Annotated in this window: 14 protein-coding genes; 9 read left to right on the top strand and 5 right to left on the bottom strand. The window is 64.6% G+C overall.

The genetic code is table 11. The annotated features are described in order from the left end of the window. Positions 1–14: 14 nt before the first annotated feature. Entirely contained in the window at positions 15–218 is a 204-nt protein-coding gene (locus tag FURADRAFT_RS06775; protein WP_008953391.1) for a cold-shock protein, read from the top strand. A 221-nt stretch (positions 219–439) separates the two neighbouring features. On the opposite strand, the gene icd is transcribed toward FURADRAFT_RS06775, so the two are convergent. Both icd and FURADRAFT_RS06765 read right to left on the bottom strand, forming a co-directional pair. After that, positions 440–1,684, bottom strand: a complete 1,245-nt coding sequence (icd, locus tag FURADRAFT_RS06770; protein ID WP_008953390.1) for an NADP-dependent isocitrate dehydrogenase — start codon at positions 1,682–1,684, stop codon at positions 440–442. Between the two features lie 286 nt (positions 1,685–1,970). Beyond that, positions 1,971–4,208 carry an NADP-dependent isocitrate dehydrogenase gene (locus tag FURADRAFT_RS06765; RefSeq protein WP_008953389.1) on the bottom strand — a complete coding sequence of 746 codons (2,238 nt, stop codon included), beginning with the start codon at positions 4,206–4,208 and terminating at the stop codon, positions 1,971–1,973. 522 nt (positions 4,209–4,730) lie between these two features. On the opposite strand from FURADRAFT_RS06765, the gene FURADRAFT_RS06760 reads away from it, so the two are divergent. Both FURADRAFT_RS06760 and aceK read left to right on the top strand, forming a co-directional pair. Then, positions 4,731–5,408, top strand: a complete 678-nt coding sequence (locus tag FURADRAFT_RS06760; RefSeq protein WP_008953388.1) for a pseudouridine synthase — start codon at positions 4,731–4,733, stop codon at positions 5,406–5,408. Positions 5,409–5,492: 84 nt separating this feature from the next. Continuing rightward, positions 5,493–7,295 carry a bifunctional isocitrate dehydrogenase kinase/phosphatase gene (gene aceK / locus FURADRAFT_RS06755; RefSeq protein ID WP_008953387.1) on the top strand — a complete coding sequence of 601 codons (1,803 nt, stop codon included), beginning with the start codon at positions 5,493–5,495 and terminating at the stop codon, positions 7,293–7,295. Between the two features lie 71 nt (positions 7,296–7,366). Here aceK and FURADRAFT_RS06750 read toward each other — a convergent pair whose 3' ends face one another. After that, positions 7,367–7,801 carry a hypothetical protein gene (locus FURADRAFT_RS06750; protein WP_008953386.1) on the bottom strand — a complete coding sequence of 145 codons (435 nt, stop codon included), beginning with the start codon at positions 7,799–7,801 and terminating at the stop codon, positions 7,367–7,369. 68 nt (positions 7,802–7,869) lie between these two features. Further along, complete coding sequence (gene mutS / locus FURADRAFT_RS06745) at positions 7,870–10,416, bottom strand: DNA mismatch repair protein MutS (protein ID WP_008953385.1); 2,547 nt, start codon at positions 10,414–10,416, stop codon at positions 7,870–7,872. Positions 10,417–10,627: 211 nt separating this feature from the next. Here mutS and FURADRAFT_RS06740 point away from each other — a divergent pair, with 211 nt between their 5' ends. The 6 genes from FURADRAFT_RS06740 (at position 10,628) to FURADRAFT_RS06710 (ending at position 17,115) form a co-directional block, all read left to right on the top strand. Then, positions 10,628–11,197 carry a GbsR/MarR family transcriptional regulator gene (locus tag FURADRAFT_RS06740; RefSeq protein WP_008953384.1) on the top strand — a complete coding sequence of 190 codons (570 nt, stop codon included), beginning with the start codon at positions 10,628–10,630 and terminating at the stop codon, positions 11,195–11,197. 3 nt (positions 11,198–11,200) lie between these two features. Continuing rightward, positions 11,201–12,544, top strand: coding sequence for a cytochrome ubiquinol oxidase subunit I (locus FURADRAFT_RS06735; RefSeq protein ID WP_008953383.1), 1,344 nt, complete (start codon positions 11,201–11,203; stop codon positions 12,542–12,544). Next, positions 12,541–13,551: a cytochrome d ubiquinol oxidase subunit II gene (locus FURADRAFT_RS06730; RefSeq protein WP_008953382.1), complete on the top strand. Its 1,011-nt coding sequence runs from the start codon at positions 12,541–12,543 to the stop codon at positions 13,549–13,551. The genes FURADRAFT_RS06735 and FURADRAFT_RS06730 overlap by 4 nt, the downstream gene beginning before the upstream one ends. A 313-nt stretch (positions 13,552–13,864) precedes the next feature. Continuing rightward, positions 13,865–15,208, top strand: coding sequence for an aspartate aminotransferase family protein (locus FURADRAFT_RS06720; RefSeq protein ID WP_008953381.1), 1,344 nt, complete (start codon positions 13,865–13,867; stop codon positions 15,206–15,208). Between the two features lies 1 nt (position 15,209). Continuing rightward, the gene (locus FURADRAFT_RS06715; protein ID WP_008953380.1) at positions 15,210–15,503 is read left to right on the top strand and encodes a cupin domain-containing protein; all 294 of its coding nucleotides are present in this window, start codon (positions 15,210–15,212) and stop codon (positions 15,501–15,503) included. Between the two features lie 118 nt (positions 15,504–15,621). Then, complete coding sequence (locus tag FURADRAFT_RS06710) at positions 15,622–17,115, top strand: CoA-acylating methylmalonate-semialdehyde dehydrogenase (RefSeq protein ID WP_008953379.1); 1,494 nt, start codon at positions 15,622–15,624, stop codon at positions 17,113–17,115. Between the two features lie 254 nt (positions 17,116–17,369). Here the strand turns inward: FURADRAFT_RS06710 and FURADRAFT_RS06705 are convergent, their stop codons facing one another. After that, the gene (locus tag FURADRAFT_RS06705; RefSeq protein ID WP_008953378.1) at positions 17,370–18,590 is read right to left on the bottom strand and encodes an alpha-hydroxy acid oxidase; all 1,221 of its coding nucleotides are present in this window, start codon (positions 18,588–18,590) and stop codon (positions 17,370–17,372) included. Between the last annotated feature and the right edge of the window lie 168 nt (positions 18,591–18,758).

Raw genomic sequence — 18,758 nt, 5'->3', positions numbered from 1 at the left:
TGCAAGGAAGTAAAATGGCAACTGGTATTGTCAAGTGGTTCAATGATGCTAAAGGCTTCGGTTTCATCACCCCGGACGAGGGCGGTGAAGACCTGTTCGCGCATTTCTCGGCCATCAACACGCAAGGCTTCAAGTCCCTGAAAGAGGGTCAGCGCGTGAGCTTCGACGTGGTGAACGGTCCGAAGGGCAAGCAAGCATCCAATATCCAGCCGCAGTAACCGCCATGGTTATCGCCGGTCTTGGTTAATGAGGCCGGCGCTGGATGAAAAAACCCGCTATAAGCGGGTTTTTTATTTTGGTGGCAGCACATTTAATTTAGACTAATTTACGTGTCTGTGCTTGCACTAATTGGCGGCGAATAGGCTGCTATTTTTTGTCATTAGTCAATGGAAAAGGGCTTGCGCTTGGCAAGCCCTTTGCTCCCGCTATAGCGGGGGGATTACATGCGTGCAATCATCGCATCGCCGAAGGCGGAGCAGCTTACCTCGGTAGCGCCATCCATCAGGCGGGCGAAGTCGTAGGTCACGATCTTGTCGGCGATAGCGGCTTCCATGGAATGGATGACCAGATCGGCGGCTTCTTTCCAGCCCAGGTGGCGCAGCATCATTTCGGCGGACAGGATCAGCGAGCCTGGGTTCACCTTGTCCTGGCCGGCGTATTTGGGTGCGGTGCCGTGGGTGGCTTCGAAGCAGGCATACTGGTCGGAAATATTGGCGCCCGGGGCGATGCCGATACCCCCAACCTGAGCGGCCAGCGCGTCGGAGATGTAATCGCCGTTCAGGTTGCAGCAAGCGATGACGTCGTACTCGGCCGGGCGCAGCAGAATCTGCTGCAAGAAGGCGTCGGCGATGGCGTCCTTGACGATGATTTCCCGGCCGGTATTCGGGTTCTTGAACTTGCACCACGGGCCGCCATCGATCAGTTCGGCACCGAATTCTTCCTGGGCCAGCTTGTAGGCGACGTCACGGAACAGCCCTTCCGTGAACTTCATGATGTTGCCCTTGTGCACGATGGTGAGGGATTTGCGGTCGTTTTCGATGGCGTATTTGATTGCGGCGCGAACCAGGCGCTGGGTGCCTTCGATGGAAACGGGCTTGATGCCGATGCCGGAGGTTTCCGGGAAGCGAATCTTCTTGACGCCCATTTCGTCTTGCAGGAACTTGATGACTTTCTTGGCGGCTTCGGACTGGGCGGCCCACTCGATGCCGGCGTAGATGTCCTCGGTGTTTTCACGGAAGATCACCATGTTGACCAGTTCCGGCTGCTTCAGCGGCGACGGCACGCCCTGGAAGTACTGCACCGGCCGCACGCACTGGTACAGATCCAGTTCCTGGCGCAGGGCCACGTTCAGCGAGCGGATGCCGCCGCCGACCGGGGTGGTCATCGGGCCCTTGATCGATACCGAGTATTCTTTCAGTGCGTCGAAGGTTTCTTTGGGCAGCCACTCGTCCGGGCCATACAGCTTGGTCGATTTCTCGCCGGCGTACACTTCCATCCAGTGGATCTTCTTCTGGCCGTCGTAGGCCTTGTCCACTGCCGCGTCGATGACCTTGATCATGACCGGGGTGATGTCGATGCCGATGCCGTCGCCTTCGATGAATGGGATGATGGGGTTGTTCGGAATCGGCTGACCCGGAATGATCTTCTGGCCAGCGGCGGGAACCTTGATGTGGGATGCACTCATTGTTTCTCCTTCTCCTTCTGTATTGACCTGTTGTCTGCCATTTCCCGGTGCCTTCGCCGTTCTGCACTGCGGGAGCGGTGCTGGCTACTCTTGCTGGTTAGCTCAACGGAGTTGCACGCCGGGACAACTACCCGATTTCCCGATGTATGTAGCGCTTATTGTAGCCGAGCACACGCTTGGCGGAACATGATTGTCCTCAATTGAGCGGCATGAAAAAAACGCCAGGGGAGCCCTGGCGTTTGGTCTTGGCGGAAGGCTCGCGAAGCGAGCTTCCTGGTCATGGTGCTCAGGCGCGCGTGGCGGCCAGGGCGGCGTTGAGTGTGGCGCTCGGGCGCATCACCGCCTTGCACTTCTCGGCGTCGGCCAGGTAGTAGCCGCCGATGTCGGCGGGCTTGCCCTGCACTGCCTTGAGCTCGTCGAGGATGGCCTGCTCGTTGTCGGCCAGTGCCTTGGCGAGCGGTGCGAAGTGGGCCTGCAGTTCCTTGTCGGCGGTCTGCTCGGCCAGCGCCTGCGCCCAGTACATGGCGAGGTAGAACTGGCTGCCACGGTTGTCGAGTTCACCGGTGCGGCGCGACGGCGACTTGTCGTTGTCAAGCAGCTTGCCGGTGGCCTCGTCCAGCGTCTTGGCGAGGATCTTGGCCTTGTCGTTGCCGGTCTTGATGCCCAGCTCTTCCAGCGATACGGCCAGGGCGAGGAACTCGCCCAGCGAATCCCAACGCAGGTGGTTTTCTTCCAGCAGCTGCTGTACGTGCTTCGGCGCGGAGCCGCCGGCGCCGGTTTCGTACATGCCGCCGCCCGCCATCAGCGGCACGATGGACAGCATCTTGGCCGAGGTGCCCAGTTCCATGATCGGGAACAGGTCGGTCAGGTAGTCGCGCAGGATGTTGCCGGTGACCGAGATGGTGTCGAGGCCGCGAGCGACGCGTTCGAGGGTGAAGCGCATGGCGCGCACTTGCGACATGTGGTGGATTTCGAGGCCGGTGAGGTCGTAATCCTTCAGGTAGGTTTCAACCTTCTTGATCAGCTCGGCTTCGTGCGGACGGTACGGGTCGAGCCAGAACACCGCCGGCATGCCGGAGTTGCGGGCGCGGGTGACGGCGAGCTTGACCCAGTCGCGGATCGGCGCGTCCTTCACCTGGCACATGCGCCAGATGTCGCCGGCTTCCACGTTCTGCGACAGCAGCACTTCGCCGGTGGCGAGGTCGACGATGTTGGCCACGCCGTCTTCGGCGATTTCGAAGGTCTTGTCGTGCGAGCCGTACTCTTCGGCCTTCTGCGCCATCAGGCCGACGTTCGGCACGGTGCCCATGGTCTTCGGATCGAAGTTGCCGTGCCACTTGCAGAAGTTGATCATCTCTTGGTAGATGCGGGCGAAGGTCGATTCCGGCATCACGGCCTTGGCGTCGTACGGTTTGCCGTCAGCGCCCCACATCTTGCCGCCATTACGGATCATGGCGGGCATGGAGGCGTCGACGATGATGTCGTTCGGCGAGTGGAAGTTGGTGATGCCCTTGGCGGAGTCCACCATGGCCAGGCGCGGACGGTGTTCCTGGCAGGCGTGCAGGTCGCGGATGATCTCTTCGCGCTTGGAGGCCGGCAGGGTCTCGATCTTCTCGTACAGGGTCGCCATGCCGTTGTTGACGTTGATGCCCAGCTCGTCGAACAGCTTGCCGTGCTTCTCGAAGGCTTCCTTGTAGTAGATCTTCACGCAGTGGCCGAACACGATCGGGTGCGACACCTTCATCATGGTGGCCTTTACGTGCAGCGAGAACAGGATGCCGGACTGACGGCAGTCTTCCAATTCCTTCTCGTAGAACTCGCACAGCGCCTTCTTACTCATGAACATGGAGTCGATGATTTCGCCGTCCTGCAGCGCAACCTTCGGCTTCAAGACGATGCTCTGGCCGCTCTTGGTGACGAGCTCCATCTTCACGTCACGGGCGCGATCTAGGGTGATGGATTTTTCGCCGTGGTAGAAGTCGCCGTGCTCCATGTGCGATACGTGGGTCTGCGACCACTGCTTCCATTCGCCCATCGAGTGCGGGTGCTTCTTGGCGTAGTTCTTGACCGCGGCCGGGGCGCGGCGGTCGGAGTTGCCTTCGCGCAACACCGGGTTCACGGCGGAGCCCAGGCACTTGGCGTAGCGGGCCTTGAGCGCCTTTTCTTCCTCGCTGCTCGGGTTTTCCGGGTAGTCGGGGATGGCGTAGCCCTTGGATTGCAGTTCCTTGATGCAGGCCATCAGCTGGGACACGGAGGCGCTGATGTTGGGCAGCTTGATGATGTTGGTGTCGGGATCCTGCGTGAGGCGGCCGAGTTCGGCCAGCGTGTCCGGCACCTTTTGTTCGTCGGTCAGATAATCGGGAAACTCGGCCAGAACGCGCGCGGCCACCGAGATGTCAGCGGTATCGATATTGATGCCGGCCGGCCCGGTAAAGGTTTGGATGATCGGCAGGAAGGCGCTGGTTGCCAGCGCGGGCGCTTCGTCGGTGAGTGTGTAGATGATGGTCGGGCGTTCCGAAGGCATTACTCTATCTCCATGATTATTACGACGTCAGAGCGTAGCGCGGCCGGGCGGGTGAGGGTGCCGGCGCGACGAAAGGCAGCGGAAAGGCGGACGCGGTGCCGGCTTGCGGTGGTCGTCCGTAGACTCTCGGGGGCTTTTCAAAAGCGAATTATAGCGCTCTGTTCTGTTGCGTATCCGAACTTTGATGTCGCTTTCTGTGTGGATTCGGTGTTCAAACGGTTGTTTGGGTGGAAGCTGTCCCGTATTCGGCACAAAATTGAAAATGTCGTCTTTAGAAAAATGGCAGGAATTTTCATTAATTCGCGGCAATTTTCTGTTAAGAGGCCTCGTTTTGCGCTGTAAACAGGGTGGGGCGTCTGGTGCGCGTCGACTCGCCGGAATGTGAATAAACGAAAACAGGGGTGTGCCGTCAGCTCACCCATTCGGGCGCGGTGCTCCGGTTCGGGTGCGAACAGTCACTGCCCGGCACCTGCCGCGCTTGTTATCATTCGCGCATTCCTGTGTTTTTACCGGTGTGCCGCCATGCCCCAACTGATCCTGTTCAACAAGCCTTACGGCGTGATTTGCCAGTTCTCGCAGCACGAGTTGCATCCCACGCTGAAAGACCATATCGACATTCCCGGGGTGTACCCGGCCGGGCGGCTGGATACCGACAGCGAGGGCTTGTTGCTGCTGACTGGCGATGGCGAGCTGCAGCACCGCATCAGCGACCCGCGCTGGAAGCAGTCCAAGACGTACTGGGTGCAGGTGGAGGGGACGCCGGTCGAGGAGCAGCTCGAGGCGTTGCGCGCCGGGGTGAACCTGGGCGATTTCATCACTCAGCCGGCCGAGGTGCGCCTGCTCTCCGAGCCCCCGCAGCTGTGGGAACGCAAGCCGCCGGTGCGTTTTCGCAAGACGGTGCCCGACGCGTGGCTGGAAATCATCATCAGCGAGGGCAAAAACCGGCAGGTGCGGCGCATGACCGCCAAGGTGGGGTTGCCGACGCTGCGGCTGGTGCGGGTGGCGGTCGGGCCGTGGCGCCTCGATGGACTGCAGCCGGGTGAGTTCCGCCGGCTGGAGGTGTCGCTTGCCGATTTGCCGCGTGCGGGGCATGCTAAACCCGTCGGCAAGGCGCCCGTGCAGCAGCCGGGGCGGCAGGCCGCCGAACCGGCGCCTGCCCGCCGTGCGGCGCCGCGCTTCCGGTTTGCCAAGAAGTCCTAGGGCTCCCGTACGTTCGCCATGGCCGGAGACTGGTGATTGACGTTGGCCGCACGAGGCGCGGCCTGCGCAGTAAAAGGCGAGCGTATGCAGATACCCGAATACTACAACCCCGTCGCGCGTGACATTGCCCTGGCGCTGATCGAGGGTTTCGACAAGCACTACCGGCTGTTCAGCGAGTGCAACCACCAGGCCAAGGTGCTGTTCGAGGAGGGGGACTGGCAGGGGGTGCAGCAGGCCATCCGCGACCGTATCCAGTTCTACGACGAGCGCGTCAGCGAGACGGTGGCGCGGCTGCATACGGTTTTCCACGCCGAGTTGCTGGACGACGAGATCTGGCAGCAGGCCAAGCTGTACTTCATCGGCCTGTTGACCAACCACAAGCAGCCGGAGTGCGCCGAGACCTTCTTCAACTCGGTGTTCACGCGCATTCTGCACCGCGACTACTTCAACAACGATTTCATCTTCGTGCGGCCGGCGATTTCCACCGAGTACATCGAGGCCGACCCGCCATCCTACCGCAGCTACTATCCGCTGCAGTACGGCCTGCGCCCGGTGCTGCGCCAGATCGTGCGGGATTTCGGCTGGAAGCGGCCGTTCGCCAGCCTGCGTCGCGACCTGGGCTACGTGCTGCGCATGGCGCGCGATGAGCTGCAGGGAGGTTGGCCGAAGCCCGAGGCCAATTTCCAGATCCAGGTCCTGTCGTCGGCGTTCTACCGCAACAAGACCGCCTACATCTTCGGCAAGGTGGTGAACGGTAATTCCAACTATCCGTTCGCGGTGCCGGTGCTGCACGATGCCGATGGTAAGCTCTACCTCGATACCGTGCTGCTCGAGCCGTGGCGCATCGGCGTGCTGTTCTCGTTCAGCCGGGCCTACTTCCTGGTCGACATGGCGGTGCCGTCGGGCTACGTGCAGTTCCTGCGCTCGATGCTGCCGACCAAGAGCAAGGCCGAGCTCTATACCATGCTGGGCTTGCAGAAGCAGGGCAAGAACATCTTCTACCGCGACTTCATCCAGCACCTGCAGCATTCCAACGACCAGTTCATCGTGGCGCCGGGCATCCGCGGCCTGGTGATGCTGGTGTTCACGCTGCCGTCCTACCCTTACGTGTTCAAGCTGATCAAGGACGTGTTCGGGATTACCAAGGAAGTCGACCACGACACGGTGCGCGCCAAGTACCGACTGGTGAAGCGCCACGACCGGGTCGGGCGCATGGCGGATACCCTGGAATTTTCCAACGTGGCGTTTCCCAAGGCGCGCTTCACCGAGGAACTGCTGCGCGAGTTGCGCCAGCTGGCGCCATCGCAGATCGAGGAGGACGAGCAGAGCATCGTCATCAAGCACCTGTACATCGAGCGCCGCATGAAGCCGCTCAACCTCTACCTGCAGAACGCCTCGCCGGAGGAGAAGGCCGAGGCGGTGCGCGACTACGGCAACGCCATCCGCGAGCTGGCTTCGGCCAACATCTTCCCCGGCGACATGCTGTTCAAGAACTTCGGCGTGACGCGCTACGGCCGGGTGATCTTCTACGATTACGACGAGATCGAGTACATGACCGACTGCCACTTCCGCCGCATCCCGGAGGCGCCCAATCCCGAGATGGAGATGTCGGGCGAGGTGTGGTACCCGGTGGCCAAGGGCGACGTGTTCCCGGAGGAGTTCGCCACCTTCCTACTGGGCGACGCCGAGGTCAGGAAGGTGTTCCTGCAGTATCACCGGGATCTGCTCGACGCCGGCTTCTGGCAGACCCGCCAGCAGCGCATCCGCGACGGCTACATCGAGGACTTCTACCCGTACCCGCTGGAGATGCGCTTCGTCAACCGCTTTGCCGCGGGCTTGGCGCCGCGCCGCGAGCGTGCCGACCCGCGCCAGGCTGCCGCGGTGTGAGCGTTGGGTGAGCGGAAAGAGCGAAGGGGGCGGCGTGCCGTCCCCTCGCTGGCTGTGGGTGGTCGAATGGCTTAGTGATTCAAGAGGGGAGCGCTGCTGTCTTCGAAGTAGGCAACCGGCCCGGCGCTGGTGAGGCCGACATGGAAGCGCGACGTTTCCGGGAAGACCACCCCCGGGTGTTCTGCCGCCCGCACGATTTCAAACAGTACTTCCACTTCTTTGAACTTCTTGACGATCTCGCTATTGCCCTTGAGCCATTCCCGGATCGCCTCGGCTTGCGGGTGCTGACTTTCCAGCACCAGTTCGCCGTCCTGCCCTACCAGACTGAGCGCAGGCGGGATGGTAATGGTTCGTTGGGCCAGCTGCTGCTGTGCCAGGGCGACAAATCGGGATAATTGTTTGTTGGCCCGTTCACGGATACCGGCCAGCGAAACCGCCGAGCCTGAGTCCGCCTCGCCGAACAGTCTGGCCAACCCCGGGTTTGCCACAGCACTTTCCGACTGCATTATGTCGCTCTCCTTTACAAGTGGTGTATCCATTTCCCATTGTAGGCAAGGTCCCCGATTTTGCTCGCTCAGCTGACCATTTTTTTCAGGGCGTAGAGCAGGTCGAGTGCCTGGCGCGGCGTCAGCTCGTCGGGCTGCAGCTCGGCCAGCCGTTCCAGCGCCGGGTGCGGTTCCGGTTCGGCGGCAGCGGCGGGCAGCGGCGCCGCGAACAGGTCCGGCTGCTGGGCCGCGGCGGATTGGTTTTCCAGCTCGGAGAGACGCCGCCGCGCCTCGCGGATCACCTTGCCCGGCACGCCGGCGAGCTGCGCCACGGCGAGGCCGTAGCTCTGGCTCGCCGGGCCGTCCTCGACGTGGTGCAGGAACACGATCTTGTCCTTGTGCTCGATGGCGGAGAGGTGGACGTTGGCGACGCCGGGGTAGTCGCTGGCGAGCCGCGTCAGCTCGAAGTAGTGGGTGGCGAACAGGGTGTAGGCGCGGTTCTTCTCGATCAGCGCCTTGGCGATGGCCCAGGCCAGCGCCAGCCCGTCGAAGGTGGAGGTGCCGCGGCCGACTTCGTCCATCAGCACCAGCGACTTGTCGCTGGCGTTGTTGAGGATGTTGGCGGTCTCGGTCATTTCCACCATGAAGGTGGAGCGGCCGCCGGCGAGGTCGTCGGAGGCGCCGATGCGGGTGAAGATGCGGTCGATCGGGCCGAGCACGGCGGAGTCGGCCGGCACGAACGAGCCGACATGGGCCAAGAGCGTGATCAGCGCGGTCTGGCGCATGTAGGTCGATTTACCGCCCATGTTGGGGCCGGTGATCAGCAGCAGCTTGCGGCTATCGGACAGGCAGGAGTCGTTGGCGATGAAGCGCTCGACCTCGGCCTCGACCACCGGGTGGCGACCCTCGATGATCTCGAGGCGCACCTCGTCGACGAATTCCGGTTCGACGTAATTGCGCGTTTCGGCATGACGGGCGAAGGCGGCCAGCACGTCGAGCGTGGCCACCGCCTGGGCGATCAGCTGCAGCTCGGCGATGTGCGGCGCCAACTCGTCGAGCAGCGTCTCATAGAGCTGTTTTTCCAGCGCCAGCGCGCGGTCGTTGGCCGACAGCGCCTTGTCCTCGAATTCCTTCAGTTCCGGCGTGATGTAGCGCTCGGCGTTCTTCAGCGTCTGGCGCCGGCGGTAGTCGTCCGGCACCTTGTCGCCCTGCGCCTTGCTGACCTCGATGTAGAAGCCGTGCACGCGGTTGAATTCGACTTTCAGCGAGGGGATGCCGGTGCGCTCCTTCTCGCGCGCTTCCAGTTGCAGCAGGAATTCGCCGCAGTTGGTCTGGATCGCGCGCAGTTCGTCCAGGTTGGCCGAAAAGCCGTGGTTGATGACACCGCCGTCGCGCAGGAAGGTGGCGGGTTCGGGCAGGATGGCGCTCGCCAGCAGCGTGGCCACCGGGCTGTCGGCCGGCAGCAGCACGGCCAATTGGCGTAGCAGCGGGCTGTCGAGTTGTTCGGCCAACCCTTTCACCCCGGTCAGCGCCTTGAGCGAGTCGCGCAAGGCGGCGAGGTCGCGCGGGCGCGCCGAGCGCAGCGCCACGCGCGCGGTGATGCGCTCGATGTCGGCCACCTCGGCGAGTTGCTCGGCGACCTCGCCATGGCGCGCCAGCAGCGCGCGCACCGCGCCGAGGCGCTCGCGGATCTTGCCGTGGCGGCGCAGCGGGTGGTGCAGCCAGTGCGCTAGCTGCCGGCTGCCCATGCTGGTGGCGCAGCAGTCGAGCAGCGAGCCCAGGGTGGGCGAGGGCTCGCCGCGGATGGTTTCGGTCAGTTCCAGGTTGCGTCGCGTGGCGGCGTCCATGCGGATCAGGTCGCTCTCGTCTTCCACCGCCAGGCTGGCGATGTGCGCCGGGTTCACCCCCTGGGTGGCCTTGACGTAGCCCAGCAGGGCGCCGGCGGCGCCGATCGCCACGGTCAGCTCTTCGGCGCCGAAGCCGGCCAGGTCGCGCGTGCCGAAGTGGCGGATCAGCGTCTCCAGCCCGGACTGCTGATCGAACTGCCAGGTCGGCAGCTTCTTCTTCGGGATCGAGAGCTGCTCCAGCAGCCCGACCTGGCTTTCGTCCGGCAGCAGCAGTTCGGCCGGCTTCAAGCGCTCCAGTTCGCTCGCCAGCTCGTCGACGCTGGTTTCCATCACCTTGAATTCGCCGCTCGCCAGCGACAGCCAGGCGAGCCCCAGCTTGCCGCGCACGCTGTTAAGCGCCAGCACCAGGTTGTCGCGTTTGTCGTCGAGCAGCGCCGAGTCGGTCAGCGTGCCCGGAGTGACGATGCGCACCACCTTGCGCTCCACCGGGCCCTTGGCGAGCGCCGGGTCGCCGATCTGCTCGGCGATGGCCACCGATTCGCCGAGTTTCACCAGCCGCGCCAGGTAGCCCTCGGCGGCGTGGTAGGGCACGCCCGCCATCTTGATCGGGATGCCGGCCGTGGCGCCGCGCGTGGTCAGGGTGATGTCCAGCAGCCGCGCCGCCTTTTCGGCGTCCTCGAAGAACAGTTCGTAGAAGTCGCCCATGCGGTAGAACACCAGTTTGTCCTGGTGTTCGCGCTTGATAGCGAGGTACTGCTGCATCATCGGGGTGTGCTGGGGTGTGGTCATGCCGAGTCCGTGGAAATCAGGAGCAGACGGCGTGGGGGCCGTCCGACGGGTAAAAGCGGGCATTCTACCGCAGTTGCCGCGGCGCTCCGAAGGGAGATGGCCCGGCTGGTCGGGTGCGACATCTAGCCGCAGGCAGGGCGGCTTGCAAGAAAAATAGCGCGGGTCTATGATCCATATCAAACTTTCAGAAATTACTGAAAATTGGAGAAAGATGAACCTGCCACCCCTGACCCAATCCTTCGTGCTGCATTTCGGCGAGATGGGCAGCCACTGGGGCATCAACCGCACCGTCGGTCAGATCTATGCCCTGCTGTACGTCTCGCCCAAGCCGCTCAACGCCGACGACATCGTCGAGGCCATCGGCTGCTCCCGCTCCAATACCAGCATGGCGCTGAAGGAGTTGCAGGCCTGGCGCCTGGTCAAACTGCAGCACCTGCCCGGTGACCGGCGCGAGTACTTTTCCACGCCGGACGACGTCTGGGCGATCTTCAAGACCTTGGCCGAAGAACGCCAGAAGCGCGAGGTGGAGCCGACCCTGACCATGCTGCGCGGGGCGATCCTGGAGCGGCCGGGCAGCGAGGAAGAACGCCACGCCCAGGCGCGCATGAAGGAGATGTACCAGCTCATCGAGCTGGTGACGAAATGGTTCGCCGACATCCGCGACATGGACGTCGAGACCCTGCAACGGCTGATGAAGCTGGGGGCGCAGGTGCAGAAGGTGCTGCAGTTCACCCAGAGCCTAGGCCGGCTGGCCGGCCGCGACGGCGCCAAGGAGGAGTGAGTCATGGAGTTCGATCCCGTTACCCTGGCCCGGATCCAGTTCGGCGCCAACATCAGTTTCCACATCCTGTTTCCGACCATCAGCATCGCCATGGGCTGGGTGCTGCTGTTCTTCAAATGGCGCTTCAACGCCACGCGCGACGAGGCGTGGATGGAGGCCTACGGCTTCTGGGTCAAGGTGTTCGCGCTGACCTTCGCGGTCGGGGTGGTGTCCGGTATCACCATGAGCTTCCAGTTCGGCACCAACTGGCCGGGCTACATGCGCACCGTCGGCAATATCGCCGGGCCGCTCTTGGCCTACGAGGTGCTGACCGCGTTCTTTCTGGAGGCGACCTTCCTCGGCATCATGCTGTTCGGCCGCTCGCGCGTCTCCAACCGCATGCACACCCTGGCCACCTTCCTGGTGGCGTTCGGCACCACGGTGTCGGCGTTCTGGATCATCGCGCTCAATTCCTGGATGCAGACCCCGGCCGGCTTCACCATGGTGAACGGCCAGGCCCACGTCACCAGCTGGCTGGAGGTGATCTTCAACCCGTCGATGCCGTACCGCCTGATCCACATGCTGCTGGCCTCGGGCCTGACCGTGGCGTTCCTGGTGGCGGGGCTGTCGGCCTACCGCTGGGGGCGCGGTGATCGGGGGCTGGCGGTGCGCCACAGCCTGAAGACCGGCGTCTATCTGGCGGCGCTGCTGATTCCGCTGCAGATCCTCGCCGGCGACGCCCACGGCCTGAACACCTTCCATCACCAGCCGGCCAAGCTCGCGGCGATGGAAGGGGTGTGGCACACCGAGCGCGGCGCGCCGCTGTTGCTGTTCGCGCTACCGGACGAGGCGAGCCAGTCCAACCGTTACCAGATCGGCATTCCCAGGTTGGCGAGCCTGATCATCACGCACCAGCCGGACGGCGAGATCCGCGGTCTGAACGAGTTCGCCGGCCGGCACCCGCCGGTGGGCAAGGTGTTCTGGAGCTTCCGCGCGATGGTGGCGGTCGGCGTGCTGATGCTGGCGACGGCGTGGCTCGCGGCGTGGCAGCTGCGCCGTGGGGAGCCGGCGGGCTGGACTGTCTCGCTGCTCACCGCCATGACCTTTTCCGGCTGGCTGGCGACGCTGGCGGGCTGGTACGTCACCGAGATCGGTCGCCAGCCCTGGCTGGTGACCGGGGTGCTCAGCACAGCCGACGCCGCCTCGACGGTGCCGGGCGGCATGATCCTCTCCACCTTGCTGATGTACCTGGCGCTGTACCTGGTACTGCTGGCGAGCTACGTCTCGGTGGTGTTCTATCTGGCGCGCAAGGCGGGCAAGCACGATGAGCTCCCGCTTTCGGCCAACCTGGCAGGAGAACAAGCATGAACGCGGAACTGTGGTTGCCGGTGGTATTCGCCGGCCTGATGGCGATCTCGCTGCTGGCCTACGTGATCCTGGACGGTTACGACCTGGGGGTGGGCATCCTGCTGCCGCTGGGTGCCAAGGCCGAGCGCGACACCATGATCGCCAGCATCGGCCCGTTCTGGGATGCCAACGAGACCTGGCTGGTGTTGGGCGTGGGGCTGTTGCTGGTGGCCTTCCCGCTGGCGCACGGCATCATCCTGGGCGAACTCTACCTGCCGGTGGCGCTGATGCTGCTCGGGCTGATCCTGCGCGGCGTGGCGTTCGACTTCCGCGTCAAGGCGCGCGACCCGCACCAGCCGTGGTGGAATGCGGCCTTCGCCGCCGGTTCGCTGCTGGCGGCGCTGAGCCAGGGCGTGATGCTGGGGCGCTACCTCACCGGCTTCGCGCCGGGCGCGGCGGCGTGGGGCTTCGCGCTCCTGGCCGGGGTTGGGCTGGCGGCGGCCTACGCCTTGCTCGGCGCCGGCTGGCTGATCATGAAAACACGCGGGGCGCTGCAGGCGCGCGCCATCGGCTGGGCGCGCCGCGCGCTGTACGGTACCGGGCTGGCGGTGCTGGCGGTGTCCATCGCCACACCGCTGGCGAGCTCGCACATCGCCGCCAAGTGGTTCGTGCTGCCCGATTTCCTGCTGCTGTTGCCGTTGCCGCTGGGTTCGCTGGCGCTGTTCGTGCTGCTCGCCCTGAGCCTGCCGCGGCTGGCGCGGCGCCAGGCCGCCGGCAACGACACGCTGTGCTGGCTGCCGTTTGCCGCCACCGTCGGCATCGTGCTGCTGTCGTTCTGGGGGCTGGCCTACAGCGTGTTCCCCGATATCGTCATCGGCCGCCTCACCATCTGGCAGGCGGCCTCCAGCCCCGAGGCGCTCTCCGTGATCCTGTGGGGCGCGGCGGTGGTGCTGCCTACCATCGTCGGCTACACCGTGTACGCCTATCGCGTGTTCTGGGGCAAGGCGGAGGGCTTGAGCTACTCGTGAACGGGGTCGCGGGCGGGGGCTTGGGATGTCCCCGCCAGCTCCTCGAGCAATCGCTCCAGGATCAGGTTGGGGCGGCGTCCCAGGCGTGGCACGACAGCGGAGAATCTGCCGCATTCCAGCACGGTCTTGAACAGGCGCAACAGGCGGAGGTCGGCATCGCTGACCCGGGCGAGGGAGTGTGTCTTGCTGATGGGTGAGTAAAGTCAAAACTGAACATAAGAAGAATGTGATTTAACTCGCCTTGCGGCTTGGTGCAAGCTAGGCACCGCTTCTTCCACTTCCTGTGCCACTTTACCGTTTCGGGAGCCGTGCCATGAATTCCCCCCAGCCTGCCGTTCCGCCTGTCGCCGCCGGTCTCGATCTGCGTGCGCACTGGATGCCATTCACCGCCAACCGCAATTTCCAACGCGACCCGCGCCTGATCGTCGCCGCCAGCGGCAACTACCTGACCGATGCCGATGGCCGCCAGATCTTCGACAGCCTGTCGAGCCTGTGGTGCTGCGGCGCCGGCCATGCCCGCAAGGAGATCGCCGAGGCGGTGTACCAGCAGCTCGGCACGCTGGACTACTCCCCTGCGTTCCAGTTCGGCCACCCGCTGTCGTTCAGGTTGGCCGAAAAAGTCGCCAGCATGACTCCAGCGGGCCTCGACCACGTGTTCTTCACCAACTCCGGCTCGGAGTGCGCCGACACCGCGGTGAAGATGGCGCGCGCCTACTGGCGCCTGAAAGGGCAGGCCAGCAAGACCAAGCTGATCGGCCGCGCCCGTGGCTACCACGGCGTCAACATCGCCGGCACCAGCCTCGGCGGCATCAACGGCAACCGCAAGGCCTACGGCCAGCTGCTCGACGTCGACCACCTGCCGCACACGCTGCTGCCGCAGAACGCCTTCAGCCGCGGCCTGCCCGAGCACGGCATCGAACTGGCCGACGACCTGCTGCGCCTGATCGAGCTGCACGACGCTTCCAACATCGCCGCCGTCATCGTCGAGCCGATGGCGGGCTCGGCCGGCGTGATCGTGCCGCCGGCGGGCTACCTGCAGCGCCTGCGCCAGATCTGCGACCAGCACAACATCCTGCTGATCTTCGACGAGGTGATCACCGGTTTCGGCCGCACCGGTTCGCTGTTCGGGGCGGACTATTTCGGCGTGGTGCCGGACATCATGAACCTCGCCAAGCAGCTCACCAACGGCGCCGTGCCGATGGGCGCGGTGGTGGCGAGCAACGAGATCTACAACACCTTCATGAACCAGAACATCCCCGAGTACGCGGTGGAGTTCACCCAGGGCTACACCTACTCGGCGCACCCGGTGGCCTGCGCCGCCGGGCTGGCCGCGCTCGACATCCTGGAGCGCGAAAACCTGGTGGCGCGCGTCGCCGAGCTGGCGCCGCACTTCGAGAACGCCATCCACGGCGTCAAGGGCAGCCAGCACGTGGTGGACATCCGCAACTGCGGCCTGGCGGGCGCGATCCAGCTCGCCCCGCGCGACGGCGACGCCATCGTGCGTCCGTTCGAGGCGGCGATGAAGTTGTGGAAAAAAGGCTTCTACGTGCGCTACGGCGGCGACTGCCTGCAGTTCGGCCCTCCGTTCACCAGCACCCCGGCCGAGCTCGACCGCCTGTTCGACGCCGTGGGCGAAGCCCTCAACGAGGTGGCCTGAGATGACGGAACGTCCCCAGGCCGTCCCCACGGTGCAGATCGACAACGACAAGGTGGTGGTGACCGAGTGGCGCTTTGCCCCCGGTGCCGAAACCGGCTACCACCGCCACGGCATGGAATACGTCGTGGTGCCGATCACTCACGGCGAGCTGCTGCTGCAAACCCCTGACGGCGAACGGCGTGCGGCGCTGGTTCCAGGCCAGAGCTATACCCGCCTGATCGGCACCGAGCACAACGTGATCAACCCCTGCGCGCACGAAGTCGCGTTCATCGAGATCGAACTCAAGCCACGGTGAGCGCGTCGGCTGGCAGCAGGGCCAGCATGGAACAACGTCCTCTCGGGAAGCGAGAGGCCAAAGGGGGGGGGCTGCGCACGCCCCGTCCCGACCCTATTTAGCGAGATAGAAACCGACCATGAGCATCCTCAATCATCTGATCAACGGCGAACTGAGCGCGGGCGGCAGCCGCACCGCAGCGGTATTCAACCCCTCTACCGGCGAGGCCATCCGCCAGTTGCCGCTGGCCGACGTCGCCACCGTGCAGCAGGCCATCGCCGCCGCCCAGGCCGCCTACCCGGCCTGGCGCAACACCCCTCCCGCCAAGCGCGCGCAGGTGATGTTCCGCTTCAAGCAACTGTTGGAAGCTAACGAAGCACGCATCGCCCAGCTCATCAGCGAGGAACACGGCAAGACCCTGGAAGACGCCGCCGGCGAACTCAAGCGCGGCATCGAGAACGTCGAGTACGCCTGCGGCGTGCCGGAACTGCTCAAGGGCGAGTACAACCGCAACGTCGGCCCCAACATCGACGCCTGGAGCGATTTCCAGCCGCTCGGCGTGGTGGCCGGCATCACCCCGTTCAACTTCCCGGCCATGGTGCCGCTGTGGATGTACCCGCTCGCCATCGCCTGCGGCAACACCTTCATCCTCAAGCCGTCCGAGCGCGACCCCAGCTCCACCCTGCTGATCGCGCAGCTGCTGCACGAAGCCGGTCTGCCGAAGGGCGTGATGAACGTGGTGCACGGCGACAAGGAAGCGGTGGACGCGCTGATCGAAGCGCCGGAAGTGAAGGCGCTGAGCTTCGTCGGCTCCACCCCGATCGCCGAGTACATCTATGCCGAAGGCACCAAGCGCGGCAAGCGCGTGCAGGCTCTGGGCGGCGCCAAGAACCACGCCGTACTGATGCCGGATGCCGACCTGAACAATGCGGTGAACGCGCTGATGGGTGCCGCCTACGGCTCCTGCGGCGAGCGCTGCATGGCGATCTCGGTGGCGGTGTGCGTCGGCGACCAGGTGGCCGACGCGCTGATCGCCAAGCTCACCCCGCAAATCCAGGCGCTGAAGATCGGCGCCGGCACCACCTGCGGCCTCGACATGGGCCCGCTGGTGACCGCTGCCGCCCGCGACAAGGTGGTGGGCTATATCGATGACGGCGTGGCTGCCGGTGCAGAGCTGGTGGTGGATGGTCGCGACTACCGCGTGGCCGGCCACGACAATGGCTACTTCGTGGGCGGCACGCTGTTCGACCGCGTTACCCCGGACATGCGCATCTACAAGGAAGAGATCTTCGGGCCAGTACTGTGCGTGGTACGCGTCAACAGCCTGGAAGAGGCCATCGCCCTGATCAACGCCCACGAATACGGCAACGGCACCTGCATCTTCACCCGCGACGGCGAGGCGGCGCGGCTGTTCGCCGACCAGATCGAAGTCGGCATGGTCGGCATCAACGTGCCGCTGCCGGTGCCGGTGGCCTACCACAGCTTCGGCGGCTGGAAGCGTTCGCTGTTCGGCGACCTGCACGCCTACGGCCCGGACGGCGTGCGCTTCTACACCCGTCGCAAGGCCATCACCCAGCGCTGGCCGCAACGCGCCAGCCACGAGGCGTCGCAGTTCGCCTTCCCCAGTTTGTAAGAATCGGCTCTCGGTCTGTCGCGAGCGGCCCTCAGTGGGGCGAAGAGCAGCACGGAACGGGAACGTACTGGAGTACATGAATGAGGATCATGGCTGAGCAAATCGGAGATTTGCACGCGCAGAACAGCGCATGAGCCCCGATCAGGAACGCGCAGCAAGACCCTGAACAGATTGAAGACCCACACGGTGTGAACTTGATAAGCCCAACCTCGGTTGGGCTTCTTTTTTGGTCGGTGTGAGCGGTGAAGGCGGGGCTAAGCCTTCCTGTGCAGCAGGCCGGCGTGCAGCTCCGCGCAGCTGTTGACACCCAGCATCGCCATATTGCGATCGACCTCGTCGTAGAGCAGGCGGCAGGCATGTGCCACCCCGGCCTCGCCGGCCACGGCCGCCGCGTAGTTGAACGGACGGCCGACGAACACGCAGCGTGCGCCCAGCGCCAGGGCTTTCAGCACGTCGCTGCCGCGGCGCACGCCGCTGTCCATCATGACGGTCATGTCCTGCGCCACATCGACGATGTCCGGCAGCACGCGCAGCGGGGAGACGGCGCCGTCCAGCTGCCGGCCGCCGTGGTTGGAGACGATGATGCCGTCAGCCCCGTGCAGCCGTGCTTGCCGCGCATCCTCCGCGCTCAGGATGCCCTTGATGATCAGCGGCCCCTTCCACTGGCGGCGGATGCGGTCGAAGTGGGGCCAGCTCAGGTGGTCGCGCGCGGAGAAGTCGCGCAGCACGCTGGCGGAGATGATCGGCGCGCCGCGCGTCGCAAACGAGTTTTCGAAGTGCGGCATGCCGTGCTTCAGCAGGGTGCGCAACAACACCCCCAGCAGCCAGCGCGGGTGCGTCAGCCCCTGGTACGCCAGCGCCAGACTGGGGCGCAAGGGGGTGGAGAAGCCGGTGCGCACGTTGTTTTCACGGTTGGCCGACACCGGTATGTCCACGGTCAGCACCAGCGTCTCCACTCCGGCCCTGGCCACGCGTTGCACCAGGGCGTCGATGCGTGCCGGATCGCCCGGCAGATAGGCCTGGAACCAGGTGCCCGGCGCCTGCTCGATGACCTCCTCCAGCGGGATCAGGGAGGTGCCGCTGAGGATGGCGGGGATGTTGGCGGCCTGAGCGGCGCGGGCCAGCACGATGTCGCCGCGATAGGCCGACAGCGCGCTGATCCCCATCGGGGCGATGCCGAACGGCGCGGCATAGCGGCGGCCGAACAGTTCCACGCTCTGATTGCGTTGCGACACGTCGACCAGCACCCGGGTCTGGAAACCGTAATCGCCAAAGGCGGCGCGGTTGTCCGCCAGCGAGGCATTGTCTTCCGCCGCGCCGGCGACGTAGCCGAAAATGGGACGTGGCAGACGCTGTCTGGCCAGCGCCTCGAAGTCATCCAGTGCCAGCACGCCACGCAAGGAGCGTGGCAGCCGGGCGGGCGCGCTGGTCGCCGCGCGGCACTCGGGCAGGGAGAGGGTAGGGGTGTGTGTCATGGTGGTCGGGGACTCCGGTTGCACTCGGTGGCGCCGCGTTCCGGCGCGACGCCGGCCTGACGCGGCAAGGTTGTCAGGAGCCAGACTAGACAATCCTGTTGATTCAATAAAGCGAATAAATTTCAGATTGTTTGTTCGCTTTTTTGATATAGTTTTTCATCTCCAACC

The organism is Pseudogulbenkiania ferrooxidans 2002, from assembly GCF_000174355.1.
GTDB classification, from domain to species: Bacteria; Pseudomonadota; Gammaproteobacteria; order Burkholderiales; family Chromobacteriaceae; genus Pseudogulbenkiania; species Pseudogulbenkiania ferrooxidans.
This window is presented reverse-complemented; position numbering and strand designations above follow the sequence as displayed.